Here is a 7,745-nt window from a genome sequence, read left to right on the forward strand (position 1 = left end):
AAGAAATTTCTTGCAGAAAACAAAACAAGTTAATCGTTGGCGTTCTGATAAGCGATTGAAATGCCTGAGTGATTATGTGGATAGCGGGGGCTTTACCGCGGCAGAACCGCATGATATCCTTAAAAAAGTCCGATTCCTCTAACATGTTAAAATGATCATTTATGATTCCAGAAAATAAAAAACGATATTTGGGATTGCTGGCCGCCCTCTTGGGAATCGGCCTATTGAAGTTATATTCGCCGACCATAGACACGCCGCTCTCTTCCGGTAAATCTTCTGCCGACAACCGTTTATTCAAAGTTGCTGATAATGTAAAAAATCAAGAAGGATGCGATATTTTTAATCAAACCGAGGCGGATATTTTGATGCAGCAATCATCCGGCGAAGACGTGCTTTTTGCCGGATGCGGCGGATTTTTCTAGTTCGCCATACGCATACAGTTGTTCTCGAAAAGCTAAGTTTCCCATGGGAAACTTAGCTTTTTAGGTACGCGGTTGATTGGTTTTTATGATTTTTTTTGTGTTATTATGGCCGTATGACGCCCCAGGAATTTATAAAAAAAAGGCCATATCTGGTATGGTACACTCAAAATTTTGATCACCTCTCCAATGAGGCGATTATAGAGGCGGTTTTAAATTACGGCGATTTTGACGATGTAAAAAAAATAATCTCTATCGTGGGAATTAAAAAGGCGGCACGCATTTTCCAAAAACAATTGGGACACTGGCGGGTAAATTATGATCCCCAAACCATAAATTATTTTAAGCTTTATTTCAAAAAATATGCCTCGTCTGCATAGAGAAATTTTAACGGAAGAACAGGTAAATCTCCTGCCATTGGTAAGTAAATTCTCTAAAAAATTTTTTCTGGTCGGTGACACGGCCATCGCATTGCATATCGGACACAGACGGTCTGTTGATTTCGATCTTTTTAGCAGAAGGGAATTTCGCAACACCAAAATTAAGGGAACTATTTCCCGGACGCAGAAGATTGAACGGATTTTTAAGGACGAGGACGGGCAGTACACAATTTCTATTGGCGGAGTGCGGTTTACATTTTTCCAGTATCCATTTACCATCCCCGTGTTAAAGCGCCTGGACGGCGTCATCGCTCTACCCGACATACTGACTCTAGCGGCAATGAAAGCCTACGCCTTGGGTCATCGCGCCAAATGGAAGGACTATGTAGATCTCTATTTCGTGATGCGGAAGTATCATGGCATTGATAAAATTGTACGGAAAGCAAAACAGATATTTGGCAATGAATTCAATGAAAGAATCTTCCGGGTGCAGCTGGCCTATTTTAAAGATATTGATTACACCGAAAAAGTCATCTATTTGAAAGGTTCTGAAACAAAAGATGAAGTTATCAAGAAGGGGCTTATTGAATTCAGTTTATCCCGCTCCTAATTTTTTCCAGACTGTCTGAAAGCCAATATAATTCAATCGTATAAAGCCCTTTTCTTGGGGGCTTGATTTTTTATATTGGAATCAAAGCGGCTGCGGATTGAGCGAGAGAAACTCTTCCCGCGAATTTATGCCAATACCCATGCGTGCGCGCTCCGGATTGTCGCCATGCGTATAGAGTGTGACATGCGTGGGTGGCGGGATAAAATTGATTCCGAGCGGGCGGTTTAACTCGGCAAAAAAATCCTCCAGAGCCGGCACGGAAACCATTTGAATGTATGATTCCCGGTGTTCAACGGAATCGGCCGCGTTGCCCCGGCGATCACGAATAATGTATTCTTTTTGAATGTGGTAGCGTTTAGGCTCGAGTTTAAAGCGCCAATCGGTTTTATCTATCAATGAATGTAAGTCCCGCAGAGTATTATCTCGTTCTACTCCGGGTCGTTCCAGCACTTTTCGTATTTCTCCGCCAGCGGCAAAACCGATTATAGTTATGTGGATTTCGTCTTTTTGATCAAAACCGTTCTTTTGGGCCATTGTCGATAAGGCGTTCCAATCAATTGTGTTTTTATTTACGCCCAAAAGCAGGGTGTATTTGTTTTCGTCAAAATTAACATATTCCGGATTTAAAAATTGTAATGAATCCATGCTTTACAGGATACTTTTTTTGGCGCCATCTGACCACTTGATTTTTTATGCAGAATGATGTATAATGTGGGTATTCGTTCAGGAATCGAATAAAAACGAAAAGGAGGGCAGAAAAATGAAAGGAACGGTATGGAACTTTAAAAATGTTAAGGGGTATGGGTTTTTACGCACCGAGGAGGAGGACGGCGGTGAACTTTTTCTTCATCCGGATGACTTGGTCTACGGTATGAAGGAGCTAACCGGTCTTGACATCCAGTTTTTGCTGGATGGAGCCAAGGTAGAGTTCGGCGAAGTCGTGAAAACCGCAAAAGGCCATCAGGCCCTAAGTGTGAGCATGCTTGATCCCGGACCGCTGCAATATACGGTTCGAGAAGATGTTGCCAAGCCGACTTTAGTATCCGGCACGGTGATCTTCGGAATTACGTCCGAGGGCGGACTCAAGATGTTCGGAGTAAAGGTAGAGCCGGTGTTTGAGGCGGACGGCCTGAAGATTTACCGGATGGGAGAAAATCTGATTGAGTCATTTTCCGCCCGGATTCCCCGGCCAACATCCGAAAAGGCCTATCTGTTTGTGGACGGCCGGATTACCGGACGCAACCTGGATGGCAGTTTGAATCGGGGTTTGCGACAACCGCAACCGGACGGAGTTTATCTCGGTCTTAGACCAGGAGATTTCCTGGTCGGTGTTGAAAGATCCGGCCTGGTGGTGGTACTTGGTTTTGGAGCAAGAGGTTATCACGGAGGCGGCGAGAATTATTTGATTATTGAACGTAGGTTCAGTCATCAATATAAACTCTCGGGCGTGATCAGTCGCGAGTACCTGCTTAAACAGACCCCGTCGGACTCGGACAACAAACGGACCAATGATGTGTTCGTCCCGGCCATCATCCGCGGACTGATGGTGCTGGAGGAGGCCGCTAGATCTGCGAGCGTTACCGCCACGCCAAAAACCGAAATCGCGCCACCCACCCCCAACTGGATTCCGAAATAGTTCGGAATCGCAACTCGAGGCCCGAGGCATGGAAATTCTATTTCCACCTCGGGCCTCTTAATACTTTTTTAGTTTTCATGGACATCATTCTTACTATCGAGGTTTACTCTCAATAGCGGGAATTAAATCCATGGACGCTACGCGTTATACAAAAATTGTGCTTCCCACGCGCTCCCAACCCGATACCATTGTCGGGATTTTTCTCTTGAAAAAATTCGGCGAAAACCGTTTTCCTGGAATACGTGATGCGGTTATAGATTTTTGGCAAGTGGTGCCGCCGGGTGAGACGGATGAATCGCTTAATAAAAACGGCGTAATTCTAATTGACTTGGGCGGAGGTAAATTTGACCATCACGGACGAAAACCCCAAACCACAGCCTCGAATTTAATAGCCGAGCATCTTGGAATTAAAGAGAATCCTTCACTGGTCAAACTTCTGGAATATGCCGAGCGTGATGATTTTTACGGCAAGGGGACGATTTCTACGGATCCGATTGACCGTGCTTTCGGGCTTTCGGCTCTTGTTGCCGCACTCAACAAAAGTTTGGTTAAAAATCCGGCGCGGGTTGTGGAAATTATTTTGCAGCTTATGATCGCGCATCATAATGAAGAAATGCGCCGGACTGAAGAGATGCCCAAAGAATTTCAGGAGCGTATGTCCAGGGGCGAGGTAGAAATATTCGAGGTCCGCCAGCGTGATAAAAAATTAAAAGTTGTGATTATTTTTTCCGAATCCGGAAGCATGGCCGGATTTTTGCGCTCAAAACTTGGAGGAGCGTTTGACGTGGTAGCACAATGGCTTTCTTCCGGACATGTGAATATTCTGACGCGTCCCACCAAGCGCGTGGATTTGCGCTCGCTTGCCGCAGTTATCCGGATTGAAGAGGCGACCCGCGCCGGACTTGAATTGGAAATGGACATACGGGGACTGGCCAGGTTCGGGCGCATCAATGAAATTCTAGAATGGTATTATGATCCGGCAACCAACTCAATCCAGAATGGCGGTCTTAATCCCAAAGAAATTTCTCCAACCAAAATTTCCAGAGAGGACTTCAGAAAAATTTTGGAACTCGGGCTTTCGGAAAAATTTTGGGATCCGCGCACCAACGCCACGCAGATGGATTCCGGAGAACAAGGATTAAATAGCGAAGCAAAACAGGAATAAAGGGGTCACTACAAAACGTGAGGGCTATCCGCGCGTTTTGCTTTAATGCAAAAATTATGAGACGTTTGGCTTATGGAAAATAAATTTGGATTCAAAGAAATTTTATCCCCGGAAGCAGCTGGACCGGATATTAATATGGAGTCTCGCGAGAAGGAGCGCGGCGAAACCCTAGCGCGACTTGTCATAGTCAGACATTTTCCGGCGCACTACGGAGAAGTTAAAGAAATCAAGGCCCAAGATTATGATCTGATAAGTACGCCGGAACAAAAAGATAAGAATAAACGGCGCGCCAAACAAATTAGCCGCATATTCGGGGATAATGAGGTAGTCGCTTTTTGGACCAGTCCGCGTCAACGTGCCGAGGGTACTAAAGAGGTTCTCAAACGGCATATCCATAATCCTCTTATTAAAGAAAAAGTGATTTCTTCTCTGCAAAGCGTAAAAGTTCCTCCTGACTATTATGAAAAATTCTTACAGGAGAATATGACCGGCGGGTGGTTCCCTAATTATCAGGAAACGCCGCGTGAGGGTAGGGCGGGTACGGACCGAGTAGAAAGCGTAGGTGAGGTAGCACGCCGATTCAAACGCGTGTTTAAGGCTTTTGATAGATTTACTCATAAAAGATACAGCCATATGGATTCTGCGGATAAAAAAGAAATTACGAATATCATTGCCGTAACTCACGGAGAGGTTCCAAACGATTTTTTGGAAAATGTTTTTGGATTCGGATATTCCCACTACGGAGATTATACCAAACAGCATCTGGGACGTGGCGAGAATCTTGTAATTGAAACGCGTTGTATGCCCGATGGAGTTATCCGCCACTTTGCCACTATGCGCGGCAGAACTGTTGCATTTGACTTTGATCCGCAGACGAGAAGTTTCAATCACGGATCAGGTCAACCACCAAAGGCAGAAGTTGTTTTAAAAACCCCAAAATTTGACTGAATAGTAATTTCGTGCTACAATACGGCGCAAAGGAGAATACGGAAATGGCTGAAAAATTTTCGATCTGGACCCCCCACTTTTCGGCGGGGATTGTCGGACTGAATCTGCAAAAGATGCTTGTGGCCTTGGCCTTTAACAACTTTGGCATTGAGTACCGGGTGTTGCCGTTAAAAGAGCTTTACATCCCCGGCACCAGCATTTATTTGCCCGAATATCGGGGACGCGTTGAACAGGTGGTGGGTGATAAGGTCTTAATCTCTTTTGACCAACGAACTGGTTTAAGCACACTTTTTGGCAAAGGAGAGGAGCTGGATGGGAACTACTTAGATGAGGAAAGCTGGATAGGGGCGGCATTGCGTGAGGCACTGGAGGAATCCGGTAGATCATGGGATTCGCGAATCATCCGCTCCGTATCTTATCGGGAACAACCGCATCCCTCAGATCCATATTTTAATGTGGTTTATTTGGGGAATGCCGTGGATTTTGTTTTTAACCAGGACAATATCCAGGACTCAAACATTGACAAGAAGCTTAGCGGGTTTTATCCGCTGGAAAAAATTCCTATGGTGCACGATCTGGATTTTGATAATCCGGAAAACAAGGATCAACGGAGTAATATGTCAGCCGAGGAAACTTTATGGTTAGTGGGTACGTATATGGCCGCTATCCGCCGCATAGTTGCGATTTTACTCCAGTTGCGCCAGCCGACTCTTTCCGAACTCGGCCGACCCGATGCGGAAAATGCGGATGATCTTGCGCTTATAGTGCTTAAACAAATGCATTACTCTAATCTTTTTTCCAAACAGGTTATGGTAATGTTGGATAGTTTCAAGCGCGTTGATATTGCCGTAAAAATTCTGGAGCAGGATCAGGGTTTGATCTTTAGCCAGTCCTTGGTACGCCAAATCGCCAAAAACATGATTTTGTGGCTGGATGACGAGCAGCAGATTGACTCGGCGATAAGAACGCTTCGCGAGCGTCTGTCCGGCAAACTGCAGGGCGCTGGCGCGTTTTTCTGGCATTCCGATTTACTCGGTCAAGAAAAAGCCACTGGAAGTTTTGATGATTTTGTGAATTTTCGTAAGGCACGGAAGGAGAGGTTTGATTATGAGCTTTACGACAAAAAGTATGACCGTGAGTTTAGGGTGTCTGACGGAAAAGCTAAGGCCGCCCCCAGTGATGGTGTGTATCGCGAGGAGGATGATAAAGACATCCTGACAGCGGCCAAGAAACAATGGCTTGCCTGGGAGCGTACTGAAAAAGAAAAAAACACTGTCGCCAAATGAGAATTTTAAAAGGGTGAATCCCATGTGGGACTCACCCTTTTCTAATTCTCCACTATAGAGGTTTCGCCTCTATAGCAGTTGAACCTTACGGTCCTCTTTGCGGTCTGCGCGGAATATATTAAAACCCAATAAACGTTTTTGTGCCCAATTAAATCCGGATGTGGTACCGTGGCTAAGACCGACCATCGGCTCTTTGAACTGCGAATAGCGCAGGACCTCTTCGGTCCATTGAGCCGAGGTTTCGCGTAAAGAATGTCCGGTTGGCCGGAAATGTTCCAGCTCCGCCCGCACCAGCACTTCAACCGTTTCATCCGTACCTTTACTATGCGGAACCTGCAATTTTACCTTTTCTCCGCGTTTAACCCTCTTGAGGTTGTAGTTATTGGTGTTATAAGCAGCAAAGCCAAGAGTTGCCACTACCGCGTTTTCCATAGATAAGAAATTCCACAAAAGGAATGCTGCCGGACCATGACCCATGCCGGAGGTTGCGGTAACTGCCGCAGGATCTCCGCAAAACATATCGTGCCAGTCCCGAAATAAGGTGATTCTCTCCCCTCCTCTTACCGGACAATCGGAATCACACCAGAAGCCCTCCGGCGATTCCATCCTCTGCCATAAACGATAAGCGGATGGACTGAATATATAGACCGGAAGATCCAAGTTGGCGATGGTTTGCGCAAATGCCGGCAAGCGATCCACGGCAAAGGTCGGTCCAAAAAGCCACTTGTTTTCGTTATGGCATTTTTGGGCAAGCTGCCCTAATCGTTGCATCTCGCGTTGCCAGAATGTCGCCTCGCAAGTGCCTTGCGCCAAATCCTCGGCGTCATTGGTGCCGTCGCGATACATAAGAATGTCTGGGGCATAAATTTTCGGCAAGGGCTGGACGCCCCGGGTTGATACTTGATCATGGCAGGATACATCGCCCGGAGCCATGAACTTTACCGTGGCATTTCCGTCTTTGACTACAAAGACGTATCCGCAGGCGCCGCGAATATGGCCCACCGGATGCGGGTAAAACCAGATACGATCCGGCACCAATTCTATGATTCTGGGTTGGTTAAACGGCTGGAGACGCAACCGTGTTTCAAAAACATTCAAATCGCCGTAGGGGGAGGTTTCGTCGTACCCCTTGTTCTTACGGGCCTCGGAAAAATTTATCTGGTCTTCGAGTTGGTGGATAAGACCTGCGGCAGTTGGTTGCGAGCAGAATATCGGCGTGTCTTCTGCTAAATATTTTTGGACAATATCCAGGGCAATGCCAGCTACATGATCGCGATGCATATGAGTTAGAAAAACTGCAT

9 protein-coding genes are annotated in these 7,745 nt (G+C 46.1%); 7 read left to right on the forward strand and 2 right to left on the reverse strand.

What is annotated here, in order from left to right:
- Positions 1-161 precede the first annotated feature (161 nt).
- The 3 genes from A3C46_06395 to A3C46_06405 all read left to right on the forward strand — a co-directional run bounded on the left by A3C46_06395 (position 162) and on the right by A3C46_06405 (position 1,409).
- Positions 162-422, forward strand: a complete 261-nt coding sequence (locus A3C46_06395) for a hypothetical protein (GenBank protein ID OGQ21710.1) — start codon at positions 162-164, stop codon at positions 420-422.
- 113 nt (positions 423-535) lie between these two features.
- The gene (locus A3C46_06400; protein ID OGQ21711.1) at positions 536-799 is read left to right on the forward strand and encodes a hypothetical protein; all 264 of its coding nucleotides are present in this window, start codon (positions 536-538) and stop codon (positions 797-799) included.
- On the forward strand, positions 792-1,409 hold the full coding sequence (locus A3C46_06405; protein OGQ21718.1) for a hypothetical protein: 618 nt from the start codon (positions 792-794) through the stop codon (positions 1,407-1,409). Before A3C46_06400 ends, A3C46_06405 begins: the two co-directional genes overlap by 8 nt.
- An 81-nt stretch (positions 1,410-1,490) precedes the next feature.
- Here A3C46_06405 and A3C46_06410 read toward each other — a convergent pair whose 3' ends face one another.
- On the reverse strand, positions 1,491-2,054 hold the full coding sequence (locus A3C46_06410; protein OGQ21712.1) for a hypothetical protein: 564 nt from the start codon (positions 2,052-2,054) through the stop codon (positions 1,491-1,493).
- A 64-nt stretch (positions 2,055-2,118) separates the two neighbouring features.
- On the opposite strand from A3C46_06410, the gene A3C46_06415 reads away from it, so the two are divergent.
- The 4 genes from A3C46_06415 to A3C46_06430 all read left to right on the forward strand — a co-directional run bounded on the left by A3C46_06415 (position 2,119) and on the right by A3C46_06430 (position 6,444).
- Entirely contained in the window at positions 2,119-3,045 is a 927-nt protein-coding gene (locus A3C46_06415; protein ID OGQ21713.1) for a hypothetical protein, read from the forward strand.
- Between the two features lie 130 nt (positions 3,046-3,175).
- Positions 3,176-4,210 carry a hypothetical protein gene (locus tag A3C46_06420; protein ID OGQ21714.1) on the forward strand — a complete coding sequence of 345 codons (1,035 nt, stop codon included), beginning with the start codon at positions 3,176-3,178 and terminating at the stop codon, positions 4,208-4,210.
- Between the two features lie 72 nt (positions 4,211-4,282).
- On the forward strand, positions 4,283-5,158 hold the full coding sequence (locus A3C46_06425) for a hypothetical protein (protein ID OGQ21715.1): 876 nt from the start codon (positions 4,283-4,285) through the stop codon (positions 5,156-5,158).
- Between the two features lie 44 nt (positions 5,159-5,202).
- Positions 5,203-6,444, forward strand: coding sequence for a hypothetical protein (locus A3C46_06430; protein OGQ21716.1), 1,242 nt, complete (start codon positions 5,203-5,205; stop codon positions 6,442-6,444).
- A 69-nt stretch (positions 6,445-6,513) separates the two neighbouring features.
- Here the strand turns inward: A3C46_06430 and A3C46_06435 are convergent, their stop codons facing one another.
- The gene (locus tag A3C46_06435; protein OGQ21717.1) at positions 6,514-7,725 is read right to left on the reverse strand and encodes a hypothetical protein; all 1,212 of its coding nucleotides are present in this window, start codon (positions 7,723-7,725) and stop codon (positions 6,514-6,516) included.
- Positions 7,726-7,745: the final 20 nt, after the last annotated feature.

This window comes from Deltaproteobacteria bacterium RIFCSPHIGHO2_02_FULL_44_16, from assembly GCA_001798185.1.
Lineage (GTDB): Bacteria > UBA10199 > UBA10199 > 2-02-FULL-44-16 > 2-02-FULL-44-16 > 2-02-FULL-44-16.

Excerpts from the sequence above, each read along its gene's own strand:
- A3C46_06430 (OGQ21716.1), top strand. The coding sequence starts at position 5,203 with ATGGCTGAAAAATTTTCGATCTGGACCCCCCACTTTTCGGCGGGGATT.
- A3C46_06395 (OGQ21710.1), top strand. The coding sequence starts at position 162 with ATGATTCCAGAAAATAAAAAACGATATTTGGGATTGCTGGCCGCCCTC.
- A3C46_06415 (OGQ21713.1), top strand. The coding sequence starts at position 2,119 with ATGTGGGTATTCGTTCAGGAATCGAATAAAAACGAAAAGGAGGGCAGA.
- A3C46_06400 (OGQ21711.1), top strand. The coding sequence starts at position 536 with ATGACGCCCCAGGAATTTATAAAAAAAAGGCCATATCTGGTATGGTAC.
- A3C46_06425 (OGQ21715.1), top strand. The coding sequence starts at position 4,283 with ATGGAAAATAAATTTGGATTCAAAGAAATTTTATCCCCGGAAGCAGCT.
- A3C46_06410 (OGQ21712.1), bottom strand. The coding sequence starts at position 2,054 with ATGGATTCATTACAATTTTTAAATCCGGAATATGTTAATTTTGACGAA.
- A3C46_06420 (OGQ21714.1), top strand. The coding sequence starts at position 3,176 with ATGGACGCTACGCGTTATACAAAAATTGTGCTTCCCACGCGCTCCCAA.
- A3C46_06435 (OGQ21717.1), bottom strand. The coding sequence starts at position 7,725 with ATGCATCGCGATCATGTAGCTGGCATTGCCCTGGATATTGTCCAAAAA.